This window comes from Streptomyces sp. SID5785 (assembly GCF_009870065.1).
Taxonomy (GTDB): Bacteria; Actinomycetota; Actinomycetes; order Streptomycetales; family Streptomycetaceae; genus Streptomyces.
In genome coordinates, this window is sequence record NZ_WWIA01000474.1 from 1 (window position 1) to 1,518 (window position 1,518).

General features: G+C 74.4%; 2 protein-coding genes. Both read right to left on the bottom strand.

Annotated elements, in window-relative coordinates:
• Window positions 1-92: 92 nt before the first annotated feature.
• Window positions 93-446, bottom strand: a complete 354-nt coding sequence (locus GTW43_RS15550) for a DUF6479 family protein (RefSeq protein ID WP_161302570.1) — start codon at window positions 444-446, stop codon at window positions 93-95.
• Window positions 447-525: 79 nt separating this feature from the next.
• Window positions 526-1,518 (bottom strand): acyl-CoA thioesterase domain-containing protein (locus GTW43_RS15555; protein ID WP_237536609.1); only part of this gene is annotated, 993 nt, incomplete at its 5' end.

The following is a 1,518-nucleotide window of genomic DNA, read 5'->3' on the forward strand; positions in this document are numbered from 1 at the left end:
GACGGCGACGCACGTGCCGACCGGTTCGTTCCCGTCCCGCCTGAACCTCACCCTGCCGCCGCTCGCCACGCTGTGGCTGCGGCCGGAGTGAGTCAGGTGTGACCCAGCGAGCCGCGCGGACCGTGCGTCCAGAGCCGGGGCCGCTGGTCGTCGCTCCGTTTGGTGGGCGCCGGATGGAGCTCGTACGGCATGAGGCGCTCGCTCTCGTTCCTGGCCAGGGGGACCACGTCCGGTTCGCGCATCTCCCGGATCTCGTGGACCGCGCCGGTCTTCGGCAGGTGGGGCTGCTCGTCGGGCCTGGGCCGGCGCGACTCCCGCTGGAGCACCCTCATCCCGACCCGGACGGCGAGGATCAGGAATCCCGCGATGAAGAGGCCTCCGATGAAGGCCCCGAAGGCGGAGAGGAAGGAGTTCGCCATGGCCACTTCGACGTATGTCGCGTTCATGGCCTCCGGGTACCCCGGGCCGCACACTTCTCACGGCGCCGGAACCCCGGAACCGGGGCCGCATGGCACATGACCCGGGTCAGCCCACCCGCAGCAGCGCCTCCTGGGCGACGGAGGCCACCAACTCACCCGCGCGGTTCCAGAACTCCCCGTGCGCGAGGGTGCGCCCGTCCCCGGCGATCGTGCTGCGGCAGGCGTAGAGCAGCCAGTCGTCGCAGCGGGCGGGGCGGTGGAACCACATCGCGTGGTCGAGGGAGGCGAGGGCGACCCGGGCCGGTCGCGGTTCGCCGTAGGGCACGAGGGCCGTCGGGGCGAGCGGTGCGTCGGACACGTAGGCGAGGACGGCGCTGTGCAGCGCCGGGTCGTCGGGCAGGGCGCCCACGGTGCGTATCCAGGCGTACCGGTCGATGGGCCCGCTGCCGGAGTGCGGGGCGGCGCGCGGCACCTCCCGGTACTCCAGGGAGGTGCGCAGCGGGTGGTCGGTGGGGCGGAACGCCCAGCCGTCGTCGAGCGCGTCGGGGCCGGGCACGTCGGGCATGCCGGGCTGGCGCCAACCGCCGTCCGGTTGCGGCCGTTTGAAGGACACGCTCATCGTGAGTGCCTCCTTGCCGCCCTGTCGCGCGGTGACCTGCCGCATCGAGTAGCCGGTCCCGTCGCGCACGTGGTCGACGGCGTAGCGGGCCGGGCGGGTGGGCGCGAGCGGGCGCAGGAAGTAGGCGTGCAGGGAGTGCACCCGGCGCTCGTCCGGGTCGACGGTGTGCTGGGCGGCGGCGAGCGCCTGGGCCAGGGCCGCCCCGCCGTAGCCGCGCTCGCGGGCGCGGCCGGGGTGGCAGTACCCCTCGAAGAGCGTGGCGTCCCGCGGACCGTCGGCCACGGGCCGGACGCCGACGTGCTCCCCCTTGCCCAGGGCGCCGAGCGCGCGCGGCGGCAGAGCGTCGTCGGGCCGGTCGTCGGGCCGGGAGGAGCGGTGCGGAGCGTGACGGAACATTCGTCGAGACTCGGGCCTGCGTGCCGTCGTGTCCAGCCCGTCCGTCCGCATCGTGATCGACCCGGTGAAGCCGTCGGCGTGATC